A 21830-nucleotide genomic window follows, 5' to 3' on the forward strand; every position below is an offset into this window, starting at 1 on the left:
TGAATATACATTCCATAGCCTCTATAGAGATAAGTCTTTATACCTAGGAAAAAATCTTGGTTTTGAAATGTTTATAGGAAAAAAATTACAGACATATTTCGACATTTTTAAAGGTGAGTTTGACGGATATGTGAACGCATGATAGTAAATATATAGTATAAAAAAAGGAAAATTTTTAAAAATACAGTTTTACATAATTTTAAACGGGGTAAATAGCAGGAAATTAGTTTCCATATTTTTTCATATAAATAAAATATATCCAGAATTAGGAGAGAAGATTTAGGATGTTAGAGTCAAAGAGGAGAGCCATTATATTTATATCTATCTCATTAATCCTGGCCCTGATAGCCGGGTTTATGTTTCTTCAAAAAGTAAGTGAACTTAATAATAAGCTGGGTGGAACCACAAAGGTTTATGTTGCCAGTGAACAGATTGATTCTAGGGTAATTATCAAACCGGAAGATGTAGAAACTGTCGATCTTCCAAATAAATTCTTTGTTGACGGTTCGCATATAAAGAATCCAAAAGAAATAACAAATAAAGTATCTGTAGTTCCATTAGCAAAAGGTGAAATTATTACAAAGAGTGTTTTGAAGGATTTCGCGGAATCAGGTGATCCGAATAATCGGCTTGTTGGACTTTTTGCCAGTGAAAAAATATCTTTTGATGAAGAATTAGAAGATTATGATCGGGTAGATATTGTAGTCTCGCACCAATTCGAAGGAACTCCAAAAACAGAAATTTTTATGTCGGATGTTTTTGTGTCTAGGATTTCTGAAAATAATAAGAAAAAATTGCTGGGTGTCGGCCTCGAGGTTTCCAAAGAGGATGCCCCTAAGCTGATTCACATGCAAAATTACGCAGACAGTATAAGAGTTTTAAAGGCTAACGTAGGTAAAGACCAACCGGCTCAAGAAGCTGTTAAAGGAGATAAGGCTGCCGAGAAGCAGGCCGAAAAACCAACTGAGAAGCCAGCAGAGCAAAAAGCTTCTAACGAAAAACCAGCTAAAAAGCCGGCAGAGAAGAAACCGGCCGAAAAACCATCTGGAGAGGGAAATTAATCAAGTTGCAAATTCAATAATATTGCCAAAAAAGTATATTGATGTCGGAGGTACAATACATGGCTACGGGAAGCAATATTCTGCTTGTCAGTGACGATAAGCAAATCAGTGAGCAGATTATACAGCAGGCACTTCAGGCATATTCTAGCCTTCAGCAGGCGGCTCCCTCTGAGGTAAGAAAAGAAATTGACCGGATTGCCCCTGATGTAGTATTGCTGGTAAATCCAGAAGATGAATCAGGAATTGAACTAGTCCAATATATTCATAGTGAATATCCGGACATAATTATCGTTTTTATTTCAAAACAACAGGATTTTCTGGTGCTGAGAGACGCTTCAAGAGCAGGAGCAACTGATTTTTTTGTTCTTCCGGATGAAATGAGCCAGTTCAGTGATCGAATTGAAAGAATACTATTAATTGCGCAGGAACAAAGCAAACATAATACACAAAACACTGTTTCTAACCAGGGCTTAAGAAGAGGGAGAGGGCAGATTTTTTCCTTTTATAGCGGCAAGGGAGGAAGCGGTGCAACACTTCTTGCAAGCACATTTGCCCAGACGCTTAAGTTAGAATCTACAGCTCAGGTACTTTTAATTGATATGAATCTGCAATTCGGCGGAGCTGATATGTACTTGGGTATTGAAAGCAATCGCTCGCTTGCTGATTTAAAGCCTGTTATTAATGAATTAAATGAGAATCATATAAGGAATGTCAGTGAGAAAGAACCAAACTCCAAAATGGAGATACTGCTGAGCCCAAGAGATGCTGAGATAGCAGAGGGATTGAATGAAGACTTCTTCACCAAATTGTTAAGGGCTTGCAGGCGCAGCTATGATTATGTCATTGTTGACCTGCCTTCAAATATGACATCCAATACATATGTAGCTTTGGAAGAAGCGGATGTTATTTACTATGTTATGAACTTGGACACTCCATCCCTTCAGGTGTTCAAACACGTAGAAGATTTATTTAAAAGGCTGGGCATGGATACAGAAGAGCGCCTGGAAATTGTGGTCAATCAAAAAGGAAGAGAGAACGAATTGACCCCGGCTGATGTGAAAAGTTTGCTGACAGCTCCTGTAAGTGCTGAAGTAAGACGAGATATTAAAGGGGTACAAACCTTTATTAATAAAGGGGAGCCACTAAGAAAAACAATGAAAGAGAAGAAACTTACACCGGTTGCAAAAGACGTTCGAAAGTGGGTATTAACCCTTCTAAAATAATTGATTTGACAGGGAAGGAGGGAAAGAATGTCGTTATTTAAACGTACAGAGAAACATCACCCAGAAACATCAAAGTCAAAGGTGAGCTATTCTGCTTACGACAGCCCTTATATCGAAGAACTAATCGAACATTATAAAACACGGCTGCTGAGAGAAACCAATTTGGAACAGCTGACAAGCTTGACACAAGGAGAAATGCGGTTAGCCATCGAGCGTTTAATTAGCCAATTCATGACTGAAGAAAAAGTTATTATTTCCAGAAGCGACAAAGAAACTTTACTTACTCGATTAATCGATGAATCAGTAGGTTTTGGACCGCTCGAGCCCCTTCTTCAAGATGATGAAATCACAGAGATTCTTATAAATGGACATAATGAAGTCTACATTGAGAAAAAAGGACAATTGCAATTAACTAATCTGCAGTTTCGTGATGAAGCTCATGTAAGGCATATCATTGACCGGGTTGTAGCGCCGCTCGGAAGGCGTGTCGACGAGAGCTCTCCTATGGTCGACGCCCGGCTCCAAGACGGAAGCCGTGTAAATGCAGTTATTCCTCCTGTTAGTTTAAATGGGACTCTCATATCTATAAGGAAATTCAGGGCCGATCCTTTTAAAATGAGCGATCTGATTGAATTCGGGTCTTTAAACGAAGCAATGGCGCAGTTTATCAATGCCGCAGTTTTTGCCAAGATGAGTGTCCTTATTTCGGGGGGGACAGGCAGCGGTAAAACAACCCTCCTTAACGCCCTTGCCAGATCAATACCTAGTGGCGAAAGGGTTATCACAATCGAAGACTCGGCGGAATTAAAGCTAGACCGGCCCAATGTAGTCGGAATGGAAGCGAGACCTCCAAACGTGGAAGGGACCGGAGAAATAACGATCCGGCAACTGGTGCGGAACGCCCTGCGTATGAGACCTGACCGAATTATTGTTGGGGAGGTTCGCGGATCAGAGGCATTTGATATGCTTCAGGCGATGAACACAGGCCATGAGGGTTCTCTTACTACAGTCCATGCCAACTCTCCGCTTGACGCCTTAAAGCGGGTGGAAGGTATGGTTATCATGGCAGGTATGGATCTGCCTTCAAAAGTAATCAGAGAATACATTGTAGGAGCATTGGATTTAATTATACAGGGAATACGCCTTCCAGATGGACAGAGGAAATTAGTTTCAATCTCTGAAGTCATAAAAAACCCTAACGGAGAAGCGGAGATTCAAGAAATTTTCAGATTCAAACGTACGGGTATCGATGGAAATGGTAAAATATTAGGCTACTTTACACCAACCGGAGTAATTCCTAAATGTCTCGATAGATTAAGAATTTTTGGAGCAGATATAGACGAATCAATTTTTCATGCAGAAGAAGAGGTGAGGGACAGTGACCATATCTATTCTTTATAGTTTAGCTGTCCTCTTCGGTTTATGGGGAGTATACAATCTATTAGGCTATCGAAACTCAAAAAAAGAGTGGCGGAATAAAGTTGGAAAATGGTACGGCCATAACAACAACCGAAAAAGCTTCATTCTCGTTCTGGGTGATAAATTTGACCGGACCAGCAGGGGTCAAAAAACGATTGATCAGCTAAGACGTGCAAACATTCACTTAATGGCATCTGAATTTTACGGAATATTATTTTTTGGCGCTATTACATTTGCGTTTTTCTTAAATAATTTTTTCAGTATTAAGTTTCCTATAAACATTGTCGTATCAATCGTTTTAATGGAAGTGGCTAGGAGAGCCTTATTCTTAATCCGCCGTAACAAATACGAAGAGAGGATGAATGACCAGCTCCCTGAAATCTGCCGGATTTTAGCTAACTCCACCCGCTCCGGAATGACCTTGACACAAGGCATTGGGATAGCCGCACAGGAACTGAATGAACCTGCAAGGGCAGAATTCAGCAGGCTGCATAGTGAACTTCAGCTTGGGGTCGACTTTAACCGTGCACTTAGAAATATGCAAAAAAGAATATCGTCCAGGGAATATCAATTGTTTGTAGCATCCCTCTTAATTCAAAAACGAGCTGGAGGTAACATCCATGCCGTTCTGGACGAAATGGGAAAAACAATGGAAGAAAGAAAATTGCTTTTGCAGGAAATCAAAACGATGACTGCAGAGCAAAGATATGTTGCATATATCGTACCTGTCCTTCCCATCTTTTTACTGCTGGTCATGAACAATATCAATGAAGGGTTTATCGATCCTTTATTTACGGGAATAGGGCTTGTCCTATTAGTGTTATTTTTGATAGGTACTTTCTTAACTTTCTTCTTAATTAGAAAAGTTACCAACATAAGGGTGTAGGCTATGGATGTTTTAATTTTGATTAGTGTTTTAATGAGCTTGTTCCTTTTTACTATTGGTTTAAAGTCATTCTATGACTATTTGATTGAGAAACAAGATTTAAAAAAGCATATACAAGACAATGTATTTGTAAATAGGTTTAGTTTAAAAAGAAGGAAAAGCAGCAGTGAAAAATGGCTGGAAAAAACGTTTTACTACGCGGATGATTTTTCCTCACTGGGAAACAGGGTGAATTTTTTCAGTGAATCACAGGATGTTGAGAGATGGCTTATGCAGGCCAGCTACCCTTATGGCCTGACTGTTGAACGGTTCCAAGGGCTGAAAATATTCGCTCTGATAGTTGGGCTTGTTGCCGGATTCATGCTAATTATCATCCAATTTCCTATGTCCCAGATTTTGATTATTGCACTCCCGCTTGCAGGCTATTTCAGTGTAATCTTATGGATTAAAAACAAAGCTAAAAAAAGGCAGGATGAACTTGGCTATGTTTTGCCGGACTTTCTTGATACTGTCAGTGTGACCCTTCAGGCAGGCATTGGATTGGACCAGGCACTAAGGGACATTGTTCCTTACTTTGATGGGCCTGTAGGAGAAGAGTTTTCGCGGTTTAACCAAGAGATAGATTTAGGGCTTCCCCGGGAGAAAGCATATAGGAATCTCCTGGACAGAAATGATAATGAGGCTTTTCAGTTGCTGATTAAATCATTGATTCAGGGATCGCGCCTCGGAGTGCCTGTAGCAACTACATTTAAGCTGCAGGCAAATGAAATGCGGAATATGAAAAGAGAGAAAATCAAAGAAGAGGCAGCAAAAGCTTCACCAAAGATTACTTTAATTACTACTTTCATCGTCATGCCGACTGTTATGCTATTGATCGGCGGATTGCTTATTTTAAACATGTTTACTGGCGAGGACACTATAATTAACATTTTTAATTAGGATTTTTATAATTTATTAAATTAATAGGGAATGAACTTTATTTGAAGGGAGGTGTTAAGCCATGAAAAAGGTTTCAATCAAACTTTATCAAAGAATAACAAGTGCTCTTAACAATGAACGAGGGGCTCAGACTTTGGAATGGGTAGCAGTTGGAGCAGTAGTTGTAACCATTGCAGCGCTTCTCGGGAGTGCATTTGATGGAAATGGAATTAAAGGAATTGTAGATAGTATTCTAGACAAAATTGCTGATACTTTATAGATCCTGGGTTCACAGTAATTTAATAAGATTACAATCAATATTTAGCGGCAATTGATCCCACAAACTTGCCGCTAAATATTCATTTTTGTTTAGGGAGTGTTTTTCATTATGGGGAAGAAGCTTCAACGCGTACTTATTTTTCTGCTGGCAGCTATTTTTTTATCAGCATGCAGTGAAGATAAGCCAGATTCTGATTCTAAAAAAGCAAGTAATAATGAGAAAGAGACTGTTGCAGATCAGCAAGAATCAGAAAAGGAAAAAGAAGGTGAGCCTTCGATTGAAGAGCTGCTGGCTGAACTTCCTAAACCCTCCGAATCGGTAACAGAGCTAGTTAATGCAGAGGCAGGAGAATTCTCAGGGAAAAGATTTGATGACTTAACTCCTGAAGAACAAAAGGGAGCAGTAGAAAGACTGAGGGAACTTCCCGAGCTAGGCAAAGATCCCACTGAGCAAGAAATAGAACTGTATTGGAGGAAGTCACTTGCTCTATTTCATGAAGACTACGCAAATCCGGCAGAGGTGCTGGGGGTCCTTGAAGTTGAAGCATTTGGCAGTCCGGATATAGAAGATGAACGGTTTCAATTTAAAGATAATTTGAATGTTGAAATCCTTCTTGATGCAAGCGGCAGTATGGCAAATCAAATTGATGGAAGATCCATGATGGATATCGCAAAGGGGTCCATTAAGGAGTTTGCGGAATCCTTGCCTGAAGGTACAAACATTGCTCTCCGTGTATATGGGCATCTGGGTACAAGTTCAAATCAGGATAAAGAACTTTCCTGTAAGAGCAATGAATTGGTTTATGAAATGAATTCTTACAATGCTGAAGCTTTGGGGAAATCTTTAAATAAATTCCAGCCAGCTGGGTGGACACCACTTGCTAAAGCAATTGAAGAAGCCAAGAAAGACTTAAGTTCATATAAGAGCGATACCAATACCAATATCATTTATTTAGTAAGTGATGGAGTGGAAACATGTGATGGTGATCCGGTTACTATGGCTAAAAGTCTGGCAGATTCCGATATAAAGCCGATTGTGAATGTAATAGGCTTTGACCTTAACGCTAAGGGCCAAAATCAATTAAAAGAAGTAGCGCAAGCAGCTAAAGGGATTTATAGCAATGCTAGAAATCAAGAACAATTAAATCAAGAATTGGATAGAGCCCGCGAAATTGCAGATAAGTGGACAGAATGGCAGAAAGATGCTGTAAACAATGCCTCCAGTCAGAGGTATGATCAGCTATTATCTGATATTCCACGAATGGGAAGTGAATGGAGTGAGGCAAACATGTACGAGAAATTCAATATTAGAGAGCCTTTGAGAGTATTAAGAGATGAAGGCCATATTAGCAGGGAAGCTTTCCAGCTATTATCTGATAAAACAAGTGAACGGTTTAGCAAAGTCATGGATATGAACAAACAAATCAGAGAAGAATTAAGAAGTTTAGCTAATAAAAACTTTGAGACTGTAAAAGAAGAAATCAACAAGAAATATAGTGAAAACGTAAATTAAAGTGAATATAATATCGATATTTTTGCAGGAATAGATGCTAGTTATTCCTGCAAAAATATCGATTTACCATTATTTAATTAACAGAGCCAATCTGGAAAAAAGGAGGGATGTTCATATGTCCATTATAAAAAAGAAACTCCAGGAAGAAAAAGGTTCCATGACACTCGAATTTCTAATGGTCATGCCTTATTATCTTTTTTTCTTTCTATTATTATGGCAGGCGGTTGCCTCGGGATTAACCATGATGAAGGCTCAGTCAGCTGTGAATGAAGCAGCAAAGTATTATGCGGTGACTGAAGAATACAGTGAAGCCTATAGTATTGCCAGTGATGCCATTGGAGTAAGCGACACTATGACATTCCAGGGATTTGATATTAATACAGGTTATAATGGTGAATTTGAAGCCATTATTCAACTCCGGCATGGGCTGGTATTTATTCCTAAGGAATGGAGAAATAAAGCATCTATTAATCTTACTCACAAGGTAAATAGCAGGGTGATTAAATGAGGCGTTTTTTAGATAATGAACGGGGAAGCGGAGTTCTTCTGACCATTTCAAATTTCGCAATAGTGGGAATAATGCTAATTCTCATTCTGAATATTGCCATGGCTTTTACAAAAAAAGAGCAGGCTTCCATTGCGGCAGAGCATGCGAGCTTGGCAGCTACAAGTGTATTGTATGAACAGGTATATGAAGATGTTAAAAGCTACAAAAAGTTAATAGACGCTGATATAGAAGAAGGCACCATAGACATATTAAAAACGATTGAGGAAAAAGTGGAAGAGAGAGAAGACAAACTTAAGTATTCCCAGCCTTTCCTTTCAAAGAATGAACGGCGTATTCAAGCCATCGATGATGTTTTATCAAGCGAAATTAAAGAGGATCATCTCTTTTCCGACCAAGTACTTCAAGCTGTAAGGAATGCGGAAAGCTATATAGATAGTTCTGTGCAGAAAACCATTGGAAAAAATCACGGTAATGATGCAGCCAGTGAGTATAAATGGGAATTCCAAGAATACCGAATTGTAGTGGAAGCAGAGACAAGGTTTGAAGCAGTTCACTACAATGGCCTTAATTTTGGAAAAGATAGCGACGTTTCACAAGTTGGTACAGGTCCGGAAATTTCATTTTTAGAGGCTTTAGGATGGTGAAAGTGTTAGTTGAATGCTAGATAAGAAAGGAGTATGAGGCAATGAAGAGGAGAACCAAAACTATGTTTAAAAGAACGGCAGCTTGCTTACTAGCATCTTTCATAATACTGATTAACTTTCTACCTGTGGCGGCGCTTGCCCAAGGGAATTTCAGCCCTGGCACTTTTTCTCCGGGTACCTTTTCCCCCGGCACATTCTCTCCAGGTGAATTCAATCCTGGTACATTTAGTCCGGGGCAATTCAATCCGGGTACATTCAGTCCTGGACAATTTTCACCTGGCCAGTTCACGCCTGGTCAGTTTACACCCGGAGATTTTAGCCCGGGTGAATTTTCTCCAGGAGAGTTTGATCCAGGGCAATTCATACCGGGGACAACAACGCCCGGAAATGGAACTGTAACAGATCCGTTTGGAAATTCCGGCGGGCAAAATGGCCTTCCTCCACAATTTAATCCACCCATCATAGACCTGCCGGGGAAGGTTGAACATCCTATTGGCAACACGGGAACCATGGATCCTGGCAATCCTGAGGCGAACAAGCACGTGCCATTTCCGTATGAAGATGACGGGAATTACCAGGCTTTTAAATTTATTACGAAAGACATGCTTTTTCCAGCTGTCGATGGCTTGTATCTGCATACCATTCAAGATATAGATTGGAATAAGTATGGAGATGGATTAAGCAGAGATCTTGCTAAGGGAATAGTTAAAAATCGTTTAGATGCAATGTTTAAAAATGAATCATTGTTGAGTGTGCCTGTTAATCTGGGAGTAGATATTTGGTCTGCTTATGATAATGGAAAACACATTAGCAAGTTTTTGGGTTCAACCGCTGATATTCGAAATGCCTGGAATGCTGCTAGGGCTGCTTCTACTACCGGAGGCTCCTTTAGTACAGCTGCGAATGCTGGATCATTCCTTTCAAATGCAACAAAAACATTTGAAATGGGTACAGGATTTGCGGGGAAAGCTGCCCCTTGGATGGCTGCAATCAGTACTGGGATTTCCGGAGCGGAAACTGTTATGAACTTTGCAAATGGAAAAACAAATGACGGAATTGCCAGCTTAGGAGAAACATTGATGTCCGGGGCAGTTGTTCTTTCGGCAACAGGTGTGGGTGCACCGATTGCTGCCGGAGTTGCTTTAGTCGGCGGGGCTCTTTGGGCCGGGGCTAAGATTTATAAGCATGCAGGAGCAATTAAAAGTGCATGGAAAAACAGAAGAAAACTAGTTTCGGATGCTGCCAAATCAGTAAGTAATGCAGTTAAAGGCGGGGTAGATGCTGTAAAATCTGGCTTTAAGGCAGTTTCTGGGTGGTTTAGCTAAATAAACTCCTATAGAATAGACACAGTTACTTAAATAACACAGCTAGTAATAGGGGGAAGATTCATGATCAGAATGCATAACTTGCCGGAAAATATTAAAGAGTCTCTAAAACCATATTACAAGGAAAACGAAACGCCGGATGTGTTTCCTGCCAAGTTTAATATTGGCGGGAAACTGTACTATTATTTTACATTTGCTCCTGCTGAGGAACAGTTAATTATGGAGAATGATGGTACTGTTCAACGCTTCGATGTTGTAAAAGAAGTTGCAGTAATTACTAATAGCTACAATGTATGCATTGAAACATTTGTAAATATCGGGTCTAAGTGGATTAAAGCTAATCGAATCGAGAACTATGTGAAATTAAAGGATATTTTGCAAGAGATAAAAAGTAAGCTTGACCCATTTCCACAAGATGTCGAAAGGGCTTATAGAATCTTTGAACCGGTGCCGGATAAAATCATTGAAAATCAGAAGGTTATTGAAGAATCAGTTAAAAAAGCTGACCAGCTTTGGCAGAGAGGCCGGGAAGACCTGCTGGTTACAGAGGAAGATGAAAAGGAAATGCACGGATACCTTGTGGACATGATCAGGGCACAGGTTCATCAAAATGATATTCAGCTTCAAACAGAAAATGAAAGAAAGATAATCTATGACTATGTTTCTTCTAAAAAAGGGCTGTTTAACTTTACTGCTCTAAATTTGGCCAGAAAATTAAAACCATACGAGAAACATATGTTTACTAGTAATTCAGAGGACGCTAAAGGCTGGAGTGAACTTAGGCATTCTGTTTTTAACGATGATCTTGAGGCTGAGCGTCAAAAAAATGCTGTGTTAGTATATAGGAAATTGCGTAACCCAAGATAAATCTAAAAGGGGGAATTTGCTTTGCTGCAAGCAATAAAAGAGGGCAGTGAATTATATAAAAAATACTTCCTCCGTGTAATCCTGATTGGCTTTACAATTATTCTTCCCATTCAAGCCATATATACATTAGCCATTAACTTTATTGCCATGCCTTTTGAGTTTTTTAATCTGTCTTTATGGACTTCAATTTTCCAAAGCATTTTTATGCTAATGAGCCTTTTTATCATCCTTATCCCCATGATTAGCTTGGCCAGCCAGGATACAAGAACCCATACAGTAAAAACAGGCAAAATATATGGAGATACGATTAAATATGCCTTTTTTGCGTATTTAATCAGTATCCCATTTTCCGTTGTGACAACAATTGGGTTACTGTTATTAATAATCCCTGGAGTCATTCTGCTAGTTCTTTTCATGGGCATTCCATTTGTTAAAGTTATTGAAGACGAAACTGTAACAATGGCCATAAAAAGGTCAGTATCCTTTGGGAAAGAAAACTTCATAGCGCTGCTTGGCATGCTTCTATTGTTTGCTGCAGCTGATTTTTTAGGTTCTTACTTGTTCTCATACTTAGCTATTATTATCTTAGGCCAAATGGCTGCAGTGAACTGGGCGATGATGATATTCAATATGTTCCTGCTTCCGCTTTTTGTATTTTCAGTTGCCAAACTATACTTTAAGTGGAATGGCGAAGCTGATCTTATTCAGGAAGGAGAGTTTCAGCAGCAGCTGGAGCAATACCGATAGAAGGTATCTGCAAGAAGAGATGCTTGAATTGTCTAAGAAAGAGAAAAACTGGAAGCAATTTTACTTATTTAACCGCTCTTCTTTTACGTCGTTTCTCTTTCAGTGGCAGAATGGATTTTTTCAGATGGAGGGATTCCATTAACGGCTATCGTTGTTAGCTATGCTTTTCCGGTTAACAGAATGTCTATGTCACTTTGCTCATCATGAAAATTATTTTGCTGATGCTTTTGCTGCCTCTTCAAGCAATTATATGACAAATGTTTTTAAAAAATAGAAGTTTTTCCCTGTTCAGACTAGCAATTCAATGAAGTCATATCCTAAGTCATAAGAATCCTTGCTTATGGCTTTTTATATGGAATAAAGCATGGGATTTGGCTTTGCTAAATTTCAGTAGTAACTATCGGCCTAAATGTCTTCTATCTTTTGAATCCATTAGAAGATGGAGAAATAGTAAAAAAGAATCAGGAACCAAAGCATACATAACTCGTAAATAAAATATCAAAAAGCAAGCCAAACCCTAATTAAGTTAAAAGGATAAGGATGAAGGAGGACCCCATGATTAAAAAAAGGCCTATTTCAATCGTGATATTTTGTTTGTTGAACACCCTGCTGCTCCTCTCCGCCTGCAGTAATTCCGATACAAGCAATGCGGAGACAAAGGCAACAAAGAAGGAAGAAGACAAATTTGAAAAGCTAGTTGAGGAAAAGAATAAGGAGCTGGAGCTTGAGCCGCTCGAGCTGACTTCTTATAGCGAGGAAGTCGGAGCCATAATAAAGGAGCCTGCGTATAAGGAGTTTGCCGTGAATGGCAAAGTAGTAGTTGAAGGAGAGGTAGAGAAGCATTCAGCGCTAATGTCTGAATATGCATGGATAAAGGTCCGTGCAGCAGAAGAGGGCCCTGCCGGCTATGACCATGAGTATTATACTCCCATCAAGGAAGGAAATTTCAAGCAGCCAATCCGTTTTTTTAATGGGGAAGGCGAGTATCGGGTGACGGTCCAGCTTCCAAGCATGGATAGTGAAAATTATTACTATGACACGGCAACATTTACAGTTCACAATATCAGCCCGGAAGCGGAGCGGGATGTAACCTTTACTCCATTTGGCCAGGAAGCGGAAATGGCTCTTGATTTGAAATCAAGTTATGTAAAAGAGAATGAAATCTTCACTTTAAATGGGAAACTGCGAACCTGACAGACAGCGATACGATTATGCTCAAATTAAACAAGGATGCTGGAATGTGGAAACACGTAATACCGATTGAGGAAGGCAAGTTCTCTTATGATGTTCCTTTATTCTACGGAAAAGGACTACACAAGCTCGAAATATTGGTTCCGGATAAAGAGCGCGAAAATTACTATCAGACTGCGACAACACTTTTAATAGATAACGAGTCTGACAGAACCATGAGCCCAATCGAGTACTCTAAAACCTATGAGGAACGGGGAGTAACATTGGAGTATCCGCAGTATGGCGGGGAGAAATCGGACGGCACCTTTTCGGTTAAAGGAAAAATTGATCCGAAAGCAGAGTTTGGCACTGAGACCACACACATCTATATTACGACTAAAAAAGGCGAGGACGAAGCGCTGGATGTAATCCCTGTCGAGGACTTCGCATTCGATGATTCTTTCTTTCTAAGATTCGGTCCCGGTATGTATGAGGTCACGTTAAGTGTTCCGGAAATAAAGGAGGAAAACAGTGATTACTTCAGGTTTTATGGGTTTGCCAAGTTTGAAATCGAGTCAACAGGCGAGGATAAGCGTGACCTGCTCCCATCCAGAGGCGTCCAATCAGATGCACAGCCGATTGCAGATCTGGCTAGAGAGTTAACAGAAGGGAAGAGCAGCGATCGGGAAAAAGCTAAAGCCGTTTATGATTATGTGGCAAAAACCATTTCCTATGATGTTGAAAAACTGGAAACAGATGATTTTAACTGGGATGATAGCGCCCTGAAGACCCTGGATTCTAAGACTGGTGTCTGCCAGGATTACTCTTATCTGGCAATTGCCCTGCTGCGTGCAAGCAATATGGAAGCCCGTTTTGTGGAAGGTACTGCCTTTAGCGGATTCTGGCCTCAAAGGCATGCCTGGGTGGAAGTAAAAGTGAATGGCAGCTGGCTGACCATGGATCCAACATGGGGAGCAGGTTATATAAAAGATGATAAATTCGTAGCGGCTTTTAATGAAAAATACTTTGATCCGAATAAGGAAGAGTTTGAAAAAACACATAACCGCACAGGGGTTTCTTATTAAGTTTATAAATCTTACTTAAAGTCATGGGGCTTGGTCCTATGGCTTTTTCTTCTTTTATAGAAAGGTAAAATGAGATAGGGCGGCGAAATTGTAGGATTGTGCGTTTTTAAACTGGCTGTGGAGGAAACAAAGTGAGAAAGATGATGGCGGCTGTGTTTTTATCCCTGATATTTCCAGGGTTAGGGCAGTTTTATAATAAGGAGTATAAAAAGGCAATCGCCTTTATTATTGTCGATATTGTGTTTGTGTATGTGTACCTGAAGGGGCTGATGTTTCCGCTGATTCTTTTCCATATCGTTGCGGCAGCAGATGCTTTTGCAGCTGCGAAAGACAAGAACAGTGAACAGGAGGATTTTCTCACATTCCAAAAAGCAGTTCCTATTTTGGGTACTTCCGTTATTTTTATTACACTGATGATTGCGGCCCCCTATTATTTTTTCCTAAAGCCTGCTGAACCTGTTGCTTCTGTACCCCAGAAAACGAGAGCAGAGATGAAGGCGGCAGAGGATAAAGTGATTTTGCATCTAGCGGATAAGTACCGGCATGATTTTTATGTTCAGAGTTCAAGATATAATGGTGAGGCTTCAAGATATGATATTACTGTTTATCCAAAAAACCAGCAGGAGCTTGCGTTTATAGCTAGCTATTCTGAAAAAGGGCAGAGCTTCAAGGATCGCTATATGAATATCAGATGGGAGAAAGAGTTCGACCAGGAGACGTCCTCTCTGCTGGGTAAGGGGGCAGCGCTTTCTTCTTCGATAGATGCGGATGAAGGGACACAGAAAAATCTAGATCAACTGGCCATTCCGTCTTATGAAGAACTCCGGCTAATGTATGCACAGGGGTATACCCACGAAATGAATATTAAGGTTAAAAATCCGGAAAGCCTTTATCCTTTTATCATCTATATAAAAGATAAGAAGATTAATAATCCAATGCTGAAATTGCAACTGTCTGACAGGATTCTTGAGCTTAATGCTAGAGATATAGAGGAGCTACAGAATCCATCTGATTTGAAAAAATATATAAAATAAAAGTGCCAGTATCCAGCTGGCACTTTTTTTTTAAAATCGTCGACGAAATACATACAAGGGTATATAATAAAAAACAAATACCATATAGGGTATAAAAATAGGGGGGGTAATAATACATGAAAAATATAGTAATCAAATCTATTATGGCATTTGCATTAATGCTATCTCTTTTTGCAGCAGGTGGAATTCTGCAAAAAGCAAGCGCTGCAACCACTGCAGCTGATGTACTTGTAACTTATGGACAGCTGGGTACCGACACGTACACGGATACACTTAATGGTGTTTTATATACAGTTGATTCTATCGGATTTATGGCAGACCGAATTCTATGGACTGAGGAGCAAATCGGTATTATGGCAGAACGCATTGTATATGTAACGGAGTTTTCTCAAGACAATTCTATAAAAGTTATTTATATGGCTACTTCATTATGGCCAACAGGAACAAGTGATGGCGGCTATACGTATAAAGTAGCGCTGATGCCAGTTGCCATGCTTCCTGCTGGATGGTAATCAATAATCTGACGAACAGGGTGGATCCCAGGATTCCCCTGTTTTTTTGTGGTGAGAAACTTTACAAATAAATCCAAATACCCTTTCTTGTATTTTCTGAAAATTATAAAATTATATAGACTGGGCTTTTTTGTCAGAGATCTTTCTGAAGGAGGGAAAGGTTTGATAAAACAAATGACAGGAGTTGTATTTTGTATGATGCTGATTTTTCCTGGAATGGTGAAGGCTGGCGGTTTTGGAGGAGATGACAGGGGGACTCCAGGCTATTGGTACTCTGGAGGCACTCCAGGCTTAATTGATCCGGCAAAGTCTCCACTCGTTTTTATTCATGGTTATAATAATTCATCAGCTGTTTGGCATGAAGGAAATGATATGTACGAAGTTGCGTTGGCCAATGGCTATGAAACAGCCTTCATCGATCTTCATCCTGATCGGGACATGTGGGCAAATGGCGCCATTCTGGCTGAGAAACTAGAGGAAATGTACCATTATTTCGGCGGACAGAAGCTTGTAATTATCGGCTACAGTAAAGGCGGGGTGGATACGCAAACAGCACTTGTTCATTATGGAGCGCATCAATATGTTTCAAATGTCATTTCTTTATCATCTCCGCATCATGGAACCCAGCTCGCAGATCTCGCACATAGCAGTGCAGCCTGGTGGCTGGCTGCTCTCCTTGGAAACAACAATGAAGCAACCGAATCCCTGCAGACAGGCCATATGCAATACTTCAGGACTATAACGGATACCCATGCAAATACCGCAAAAAATCAGTATTATACACTTGGCGGTACAAGATGGGGATCTTTTGGAAGCCCTTCCTATTGGGGCGGATTATACTTAAGCCAGTACGGCAAAAATGATGGCGTTGTAACGACAGTTAATTCCCGCTTACCCGGTGCCTCTATTGTACAGGAAGGCAGCTGGAACCATACGACCATCCGGGAAGGATCCTACACATTCCAGGCATTTAGGCCATATACAACGGTTACCCAGCCTGCTTCTATTTGGGCATCGGCAATCAAGGAAACTCCACCAAGCCAGCCGAAAATACACTCCATCGTAAAAGGCGGCAAAGCAGTGAATGCTTTAAAGGACCATTTTGCCGTTGAAGAAAATGTTAAATCCATGACTGTATCCTTCTTAAGCGATAAGAATTTGTCTTCATTAAAATTAATCGGTCCGGACGGGAAGGCGTTTAAAACAAAAAAGATCTATAAAGAAGCATCGGAATTTTTTAAGGGAGCATGGGTTCACCAGTTTGAAATGGATGCACCTGAAGCGGGGACCTGGTCATTGAAGGGACCTGGCAACGTTTCCTACCTCTACACAGTCTTTCTCGATAGTCCTTTAAATGAGACACTCCAAGAAAAGGCCGGGATTATGAACAGTAATAAAACTTATAAAACAAAATGGATTCACTTTGGACTCGATTCAACTGGGAAAAAACTGCAAAAAAAGACAAAGGGTGAGAAGACCGGACTGATGGCGGATAGCGAATTCAAACAGGAAGGCGTATATAACGTTACAACTGAAGTAAGAGGGGTAACCTCCAATGGGAAGCCTTTCGAGAGAACGATCATTGAATCTTTCTTTGTAAATAAGGATGGAGAACGTCAATAAATATTCTTTGGGCTGCTGGGAGGCAGTCTTTTTTAATTGGGAGATATGTAGTATAAAGCTTCGTCCCTTCCGAAAAAAATAAATTCCAATAATTTCATGAAACCTTTTACCAGTTTAACCGTTAATAGAATTATGCCAATTTTTTCAAAAAGACAGAAACGTCTCGTCAGATTACAGGACTTTTAGATGAGATATCGAATATATAAATGGTTGAAAGTAATTTTATTAGAATTGATAAATGCAAAACGCATGAGATAGATAAGGGGAGGTTTCACATGGATCGGAATCATATGCATCCTACGATAGAGAGGGTATTGGGGAATATTGAGAAAGTGATGATCGGTAAACGGGATGTAGCAGAGTTAAGCTTGGTAGCGCTTCTCGCGGAAGGCCATGTATTGCTAGAGGATGTTCCAGGCGTCGGAAAAACGATGATGGTGCGTGCGCTCGCGAAATCGGTTGGTGCAGCATTCAAGCGTATACAGTTCACACCTGACTTGCTTCCTTCAGATGTAACAGGTGTATCCATCTATAATCCAAAGGAAATGGAATTTCAGTTCAGGCCTGGTCCAATCATGGGCAATATCATTTTAGCAGATGAAATTAACAGAACTTCTCCCAAAACGCAATCCGCACTTCTCGAGGGGATGGAAGAAAGCAGCGTCACGATTGATGGGGTAACACACCGCCTTGAAAAACCGTTCTTTGTCATGGCGACACAGAATCCGATTGAGTATGAAGGAACATATCCGCTTCCGGAAGCACAGCTGGATCGTTTTTTATTAAAAATGAAGATGGGCTATCCCGAGGTTTCGGAGGAGATGGAAGTGCTGAACCGGGCGCAGCGAATTCCGCCAATTGAAGAACTGGAGCCTGTCATAGATTTGGCGGAGCTCCGTGAACTGCAGAAAGAAATCAAGGAAGTCCATGTTGATGATACAATAAAACGCTACATTGTGGATATTGCCAACCGGACTAGAACGCATAGCAGTGTGTATCTAGGGGCGAGTCCGCGTGGTTCGATTGCTTTAATGAAAGCGGCCCAGGCATACGCATTTATGTATGGACGCGATTATGTGCTTCCGGATGATATTCAGTATTTGGCACCAGCTGTGTTTGTCCACCGGATTATTTTAAAATCCGAGGCGAAGTTTGAAGGCATTACAGCAGATGAAGTAGTGGAACGTGTTTTTGCCAGGGTTCCAGTCCCTGTTCAAAGGTTAGTGAAGTAATATGAGCCGGGTATTTAATACGCTAAAAGGTGTATGGAAACTAATCATTTTATTCATTCTTATTCTCCTCACCTTTTCTTATGCCATGTTTCAGGGAGGGTTTGTGAGCTGGTTTCTATTTTACAGTTTTCTTCCTTTTGCTTTATATGCGCTCGCTTTATCTTTTTATTCCTTAAACGACTTTCAAGTGGAAAGGGTACTGCCTAAAACGGAGTTCAATGCAGGTGAAAATGCCGTCATCACATTGAAAATAAGGAGGAAAGCTGCTGTTCCATTATTATATATGGTTATCGAGGATGGGATGAGCGAGCAGCTCCTTTATTCGAAGCAGGGGAAAAAGGCAAAGCGGTTTTTGTTTCCCGGGTTCCAAAAGGAAATTTCCCTGCAATATCAAATAGATAGTTTGCCTAGGGGGGAGCATTTCTTTACCTCCATTCGAATTAAAACAGGGGATTCGCTTGGTTTAATTGAAAAAGAAAGACAAGTTCCTGCAGAGAATCGGATGATTGTTTATCCGGCTTATGAGGAGATTATCTATAAGCCTTTGGCGCATCATTATGACCAGGGAATGACTGCCTCAAAAGAGCGGGTGCAAAGGGATACTTCCATGGCTATCGGCATAAGGGAGTATCAGCCGGGAGATCGGTTTTCCTGGATTAACTGGAAAGCGACAGCTAAGAGAAATGATATTATGACAAAGGAATTTGAACAAAGACAGTCTCATGATGTCTCTATTCTCATGGATTGTGAACCGGATAGCCGATTTGAAGCCGTTGTTTCTTTTACGGCATCCCTTGTGAGAGCCATTCTGCGCAAAGGAGCTCAAGTTGGCTTTCTGACTTCTGCAGCAGAACGGACTATTTTTCCGATCAGGGGCGGAGAAACACAGCAGCTGCAGCTGTTTTATCATTTGGCCAAAATAAAGGATGGTTCTTCTGTACCGTTGGACCGTGTACTTGAAGCCGAAAGCTTTCTTTTGCAGCAAAACAGCCAGCTTATGCTCGTTACACCCAAATTATCAAAGGCGCTGATTGAGAAAGTGGGATTTGTCGCTTCAAAAAATGGTTCAATTACAATCTTTTTAATAAAAGACATGGATGAATCCCCTCTACAGGAGGAGATTGCGCTAAAAGCATCAGCCAATTCAAGGGGAGTCCGGGTAATCATGGTTCATAACGGACAGTTTTCAGATGCATTTACGGGGGTGAGCAAAGGATGACATCTCATAAGGTCCAAAAAGATCTTGCCACCTTCCTTCTCTATGTTTTGGGATTTTTACTATTATGGGAATGGCTGAGGCCACTTGAACAGTTAACAGATACATCGAATATAACAGTGTTTCTGATATTTTTGATGTTATCTCTACTCATGTCTTTTTACGGTGTTTCCCCTTTATTAAGCGGCTTTATAAAAGTGCTTTATGTGGTTTATGTACTGCACTTTCTGTATTTTGAAGGTGCCTTCTTTCAAACATCCTGGATCTCGCCATTTTGGGAGGATCTGATATATAATTTTAGCCTAATGGCTGATAGAGATTGGTCAAGCATAACCAACCTGTTCAGAAGTTTATTATTTTTTGTTCTGCTTGGGCTGATGACCTATTTAATTCAATACTGGCTCATAAACCGCAGGCAGATTTTTATCTTCTTATTTATGACGCTGGTTTATATAACCGTTCTGGACACATTCACTCCGTATGTGGCAAATGGGGCAATTGTCAGAACGGTTATTGCTGGCTTTGCTGTCATGGGAATATTGACTTTTTATCGCCTTCTGGACAAGGAAGGGATTAAGAAAGAAGTCTCGCTATCCCGCAAATGGATGGTTCCGCTGGCCTTGCTGATAGCTGTAAGCGCCGGCTTGGGCTTTACGGCTCCAAAGGCAGAACCGATGTGGCCGGATCCGGTGCCATTTATAAAATCTTACGGACAAAACAGCGGCGGAAATGGACCGGGTATCCAGAAAATCGGGTATGGGGAAGATGATTCCCGCCTTGGCGGCCCTTTTATTGGGGATAACGGGGTGGTTTTTAGAGCGGAAGTGGAGTCACGCCACTATTGGAAGGTGGAGACGAAGGATACATACACTGGCAAAGGGTGGGTTACCTCTCAGCCGGAAGAAGAATTCCTTCCATTTGGAATGGGTGAGGATATTCCTGTCTCATCGTTTATCGACAATAATGCAATTGAGACAACCGAAGAAACCAGCTCTGTGTATACTTTTATGAATTACCCACACGTGGTTTATCCATTAGGAGTAAAAAGTATAGATGCTCCGCCATTTATTACGTATGAACTCGAAACGGCTACTGAAAAAATCCGCACTCTCGATGGCGGCCGTCCTGTCGCGTTAGATCAATACAAACTGAGGTTCGAAGTACCGGAATACAGTGTCACCGGCCTGAAGTCGGCAGAAACTAACGCAGGGGTACTGCCTGATGAATTTTTGGCAAGATACACACAGCTGCCTGATGAACTGCCAAATAGAGTCAGGGAATTGGCGCTTGAAATCACCCAGGATAAAACCGATTGGTTTGAAAAAGCCAGGGAGCTGGAAAGGTATTTCCACAGATCGGAATACAATTATGACCAGCAGGACGTGGCTGTCCCGGATGAAGATGAGGATTATGTTGATCAATTCCTATTTGATACAAAACAGGGCTATTGCGACAATTTCTCCTCTTCAATGGCGGTCATGGCCAGGTCGATTGGATTGCCTGCCAGGTGGGTCAAGGGCTATACCGAGGGAGAATTCCAACAGCCTACTGGTTCTGGACTTCGTTTGTTTGAAGTGACAAATAATAATGCCCATTCCTGGGTTGAAATTTATTTTCCTGAAATCGGCTGGGTTCCGTTTGAGCCTACCCAGGGCTTTAGCAATAACATTCAATTTAATTTTGATAATGCCGGCCAAAATACGAACCAGGCTGAACCAGAAGAGCCGAAAGAGACGGAAACGCCTGTTAAGCCAGAAAAGACTGAAGAAAAAGTGGCGGATGAATCCTCATTCTCCATAAAAGAGATTTGGGAGTCAGTGAAGGCTTTCTTTGCTGACAACTGGAAAGTAATCGGAATAGCGGTTTTGACTGGGGCATTACTGATCTTAATGCTTTACCAAAAGCGCGGTAAATGGCTCCCGCATTATTTCGTCTGGAGATTTAAACAGACGGAAAAGGATGAACACTTTCCTAAAGCATATTTAATTCTTTTAAAGGAATTGGACCGTTACGGCTTAAAGAGGAAAAACGGCCAAACCTTAAGAGAGTATGCCAAATATGTGGACAGCTTCTTTTCTACGAAGGAAATGAGCCGATTAACATCACGCTATGAGGAGCTTATTTACCGGGGAGTTCTGAAGGAAGGAAGCTGGACTGAGACGAAGGAATTGTGGGAAAATTTAATTAAAAAGACAATAGCTTGACCAGAAATTAAGCGTGTTGTTACAATAGGCAAATAAGACAGCTGCAAAAATCCAGCATATTGTTCGGTTTTTGCTGTTAAAACAACTTAATCATGCAACCTTCATATATCCTCGATAATATGGTTCGAAAGTCTCTACCGGATCGCCGTAAATGATCTGACTATGAAGGCAGAATATACTTTTTGCTATATGTAAAAACCGGAATTCTGCCTTCACTTTTTTTTGTGGGGAGAGTTCCGGTTTTTTATTGTCTAGCTCCAGGCGCCGTCGGCTCGAGGTCATAAGAAAATCGCTTCTGAAGGCAACAAACGTCTCCTGCTAGCACTTTTCTTATGCTAAGTCCCGCAGGTCATACAGACGCTGC

General features: G+C 40.8%; 20 protein-coding genes and 1 riboswitch. All 20 genes read left to right on the forward strand.

Features of this window, described 5'->3' with window-relative positions:
- Positions 1–284 precede the first annotated feature (284 nt).
- The 20 genes from IQ19_RS25410 to IQ19_RS25500 all read left to right on the forward strand — a co-directional run bounded on the left by IQ19_RS25410 (position 285) and on the right by IQ19_RS25500 (position 21466).
- Complete coding sequence (locus IQ19_RS25410) at positions 285–1061, forward strand: SAF domain-containing protein (protein WP_144546280.1); 777 nt, start codon at positions 285–287, stop codon at positions 1059–1061.
- 59 nt (positions 1062–1120) lie between these two features.
- Positions 1121–2284, forward strand: coding sequence for a CpaE/TadZ family protein (locus tag IQ19_RS25415; RefSeq protein WP_144546282.1), 1164 nt, complete (start codon positions 1121–1123; stop codon positions 2282–2284).
- Between the two features lie 27 nt (positions 2285–2311).
- Positions 2312–3685 (forward strand): TadA family conjugal transfer-associated ATPase, encoded by a 1374-nt coding sequence (locus tag IQ19_RS25420; RefSeq protein WP_144546284.1) that lies wholly within the window; start codon positions 2312–2314, stop codon positions 3683–3685.
- Entirely contained in the window at positions 3663–4589 is a 927-nt protein-coding gene (locus IQ19_RS25425) for a type II secretion system F family protein (RefSeq protein ID WP_144546285.1), read from the forward strand. The genes IQ19_RS25420 and IQ19_RS25425 overlap by 23 nt, the downstream gene beginning before the upstream one ends.
- A 3-nt stretch (positions 4590–4592) precedes the next feature.
- On the forward strand, positions 4593–5528 hold the full coding sequence (locus IQ19_RS25430) for a type II secretion system F family protein (RefSeq protein ID WP_144546287.1): 936 nt from the start codon (positions 4593–4595) through the stop codon (positions 5526–5528).
- Between the two features lie 61 nt (positions 5529–5589).
- Positions 5590–5787, forward strand: coding sequence for a hypothetical protein (locus IQ19_RS25435; protein WP_144546289.1), 198 nt, complete (start codon positions 5590–5592; stop codon positions 5785–5787).
- A 108-nt stretch (positions 5788–5895) separates the two neighbouring features.
- Positions 5896–7299 carry a VWA domain-containing protein gene (locus tag IQ19_RS25440; RefSeq protein WP_144546291.1) on the forward strand — a complete coding sequence of 468 codons (1404 nt, stop codon included), beginning with the start codon at positions 5896–5898 and terminating at the stop codon, positions 7297–7299.
- A gap of 115 nt (positions 7300–7414) precedes the next feature.
- A complete protein-coding gene (locus IQ19_RS25445; RefSeq protein ID WP_144546293.1) occupies positions 7415–7807 on the forward strand; it encodes a TadE/TadG family type IV pilus assembly protein in 393 nt (130 codons plus the stop codon).
- Positions 7804–8451 carry a TadE/TadG family type IV pilus assembly protein gene (locus tag IQ19_RS25450; protein ID WP_144546295.1) on the forward strand — a complete coding sequence of 216 codons (648 nt, stop codon included), beginning with the start codon at positions 7804–7806 and terminating at the stop codon, positions 8449–8451. Before IQ19_RS25445 ends, IQ19_RS25450 begins: the two co-directional genes overlap by 4 nt.
- Positions 8452–8513: 62 nt before the next feature.
- Complete coding sequence (locus tag IQ19_RS25455) at positions 8514–9776, forward strand: hypothetical protein (protein ID WP_144546297.1); 1263 nt, start codon at positions 8514–8516, stop codon at positions 9774–9776.
- Between the two features lie 63 nt (positions 9777–9839).
- A complete protein-coding gene (locus IQ19_RS25460; protein WP_144546299.1) occupies positions 9840–10643 on the forward strand; it encodes a hypothetical protein in 804 nt (267 codons plus the stop codon).
- 21 nt (positions 10644–10664) lie between these two features.
- Entirely contained in the window at positions 10665–11390 is a 726-nt protein-coding gene (locus tag IQ19_RS25465) for a hypothetical protein (protein WP_144546301.1), read from the forward strand.
- Between the two features lie 555 nt (positions 11391–11945).
- Positions 11946–12584: a hypothetical protein gene (locus IQ19_RS28790; RefSeq protein WP_242021125.1), complete on the forward strand. Its 639-nt coding sequence runs from the start codon at positions 11946–11948 to the stop codon at positions 12582–12584.
- A 44-nt stretch (positions 12585–12628) separates the two neighbouring features.
- Positions 12629–13645, forward strand: a complete 1017-nt coding sequence (locus tag IQ19_RS28795; protein ID WP_242021126.1) for a transglutaminase domain-containing protein — start codon at positions 12629–12631, stop codon at positions 13643–13645.
- Positions 13646–13785: 140 nt separating this feature from the next.
- Positions 13786–14679 (forward strand): DUF5683 domain-containing protein, encoded by an 894-nt coding sequence (locus IQ19_RS25475; RefSeq protein ID WP_242021127.1) that lies wholly within the window; start codon positions 13786–13788, stop codon positions 14677–14679.
- A gap of 116 nt (positions 14680–14795) precedes the next feature.
- Positions 14796–15191, forward strand: a complete 396-nt coding sequence (locus IQ19_RS25480) for a hypothetical protein (RefSeq protein WP_144546305.1) — start codon at positions 14796–14798, stop codon at positions 15189–15191.
- A gap of 162 nt (positions 15192–15353) precedes the next feature.
- Positions 15354–16814, forward strand: a complete 1461-nt coding sequence (locus tag IQ19_RS25485; RefSeq protein WP_144546307.1) for an esterase/lipase family protein — start codon at positions 15354–15356, stop codon at positions 16812–16814.
- 275 nt (positions 16815–17089) lie between these two features.
- Positions 17090–18046, forward strand: a complete 957-nt coding sequence (locus IQ19_RS25490; protein WP_144546309.1) for an AAA family ATPase — start codon at positions 17090–17092, stop codon at positions 18044–18046.
- A gap of 1 nt (position 18047) precedes the next feature.
- A complete protein-coding gene (locus IQ19_RS25495) occupies positions 18048–19265 on the forward strand; it encodes a DUF58 domain-containing protein (RefSeq protein ID WP_144546311.1) in 1218 nt (405 codons plus the stop codon).
- Complete coding sequence (locus IQ19_RS25500; RefSeq protein WP_144546313.1) at positions 19262–21466, forward strand: transglutaminase TgpA family protein; 2205 nt, start codon at positions 19262–19264, stop codon at positions 21464–21466. The genes IQ19_RS25495 and IQ19_RS25500 overlap by 4 nt, the downstream gene beginning before the upstream one ends.
- 81 nt (positions 21467–21547) lie before the next feature.
- Positions 21548–21649, forward strand: a riboswitch (purine riboswitch).
- The last annotated feature ends 181 nt before the right edge of the window (positions 21650–21830 follow it).

Origin of the sequence: Cytobacillus oceanisediminis (genome assembly GCF_007830235.1) — a bacterium.
GTDB lineage: Bacteria > Bacillota > Bacilli > Bacillales > Cytobacillaceae > Cytobacillus > Cytobacillus oceanisediminis.

Bases quoted from the DNA above. Each gene is read 5' to 3' on its own strand.
- IQ19_RS25410 (WP_144546280.1), top strand. From the start codon at position 285: ATGTTAGAGTCAAAGAGGAGAGCCATTATATTTATATCTATCTCATTA.
- IQ19_RS25415 (WP_144546282.1), top strand. From the start codon at position 1,121: ATGGCTACGGGAAGCAATATTCTGCTTGTCAGTGACGATAAGCAAATC.
- IQ19_RS25420 (WP_144546284.1), top strand. From the start codon at position 2,312: ATGTCGTTATTTAAACGTACAGAGAAACATCACCCAGAAACATCAAAG.
- IQ19_RS25430 (WP_144546287.1), top strand. From the start codon at position 4,593: ATGGATGTTTTAATTTTGATTAGTGTTTTAATGAGCTTGTTCCTTTTT.
- IQ19_RS25435 (WP_144546289.1), top strand. From the start codon at position 5,590: ATGAAAAAGGTTTCAATCAAACTTTATCAAAGAATAACAAGTGCTCTT.
- IQ19_RS25440 (WP_144546291.1), top strand. From the start codon at position 5,896: ATGGGGAAGAAGCTTCAACGCGTACTTATTTTTCTGCTGGCAGCTATT.
- IQ19_RS25445 (WP_144546293.1), top strand. From the start codon at position 7,415: ATGTCCATTATAAAAAAGAAACTCCAGGAAGAAAAAGGTTCCATGACA.
- IQ19_RS25450 (WP_144546295.1), top strand. From the start codon at position 7,804: ATGAGGCGTTTTTTAGATAATGAACGGGGAAGCGGAGTTCTTCTGACC.
- IQ19_RS25455 (WP_144546297.1), top strand. From the start codon at position 8,514: ATGTTTAAAAGAACGGCAGCTTGCTTACTAGCATCTTTCATAATACTG.
- IQ19_RS25460 (WP_144546299.1), top strand. From the start codon at position 9,840: ATGATCAGAATGCATAACTTGCCGGAAAATATTAAAGAGTCTCTAAAA.
- IQ19_RS28790 (WP_242021125.1), top strand. From the start codon at position 11,946: ATGATTAAAAAAAGGCCTATTTCAATCGTGATATTTTGTTTGTTGAAC.
- IQ19_RS28795 (WP_242021126.1), top strand. From the start codon at position 12,629: ATGTGGAAACACGTAATACCGATTGAGGAAGGCAAGTTCTCTTATGAT.
- IQ19_RS25475 (WP_242021127.1), top strand. From the start codon at position 13,786: ATGATGGCGGCTGTGTTTTTATCCCTGATATTTCCAGGGTTAGGGCAG.
- IQ19_RS25480 (WP_144546305.1), top strand. From the start codon at position 14,796: ATGAAAAATATAGTAATCAAATCTATTATGGCATTTGCATTAATGCTA.
- IQ19_RS25490 (WP_144546309.1), top strand. From the start codon at position 17,090: ATGGATCGGAATCATATGCATCCTACGATAGAGAGGGTATTGGGGAAT.
- IQ19_RS25495 (WP_144546311.1), top strand. From the start codon at position 18,048: ATGAGCCGGGTATTTAATACGCTAAAAGGTGTATGGAAACTAATCATT.
- IQ19_RS25500 (WP_144546313.1), top strand. From the start codon at position 19,262: ATGACATCTCATAAGGTCCAAAAAGATCTTGCCACCTTCCTTCTCTAT.